General features: G+C 30.2%; 1 protein-coding gene. It reads left to right on the top strand.

Going from position 1 to position 311, the window contains the following annotated elements; genetic code table 11:
• Nucleotides 1-48: 48 nt before the first annotated feature.
• On the top strand, nt 49-311 hold a 263-nt coding region (locus V7659_RS30615), incomplete at its 3' end, for a sensor histidine kinase (protein ID WP_335543779.1).

Below are 311 nucleotides of genomic sequence, written 5' to 3'. Positions count from 1 at the left end.
GATATAATGAAGGTTCGGTTTGGAGATGATTTCAATTTAGTGGTTAAGGTGGAGGAAGAAGTAAGAAATCTTTATATTATAAAATTGATATTACAGCCTATAGTTGAGAATGCAATCGTACATGGAATAAATGAAATTGATGGAGAAAAAAATATCATTATAGCTGGATATGTGTCAGAGGAAAATCTTATCTTTGAAGTTGAAGACAATGGTAGAGGGATCACAGAAGAAGAAGTTGAAAGAATTTTTACAAGTAAAGAAAAAAGCAACACAAGCTTTAATCATATTGGGATAAAAAATATTGAAAGCAG

The organism is Neobacillus drentensis, assembly GCF_036966985.1.
GTDB lineage: Bacteria > Bacillota > Bacilli > Bacillales > Cytobacillaceae > Neobacillus > Neobacillus drentensis_E.
This window is presented reverse-complemented; position numbering and strand designations above follow the sequence as displayed.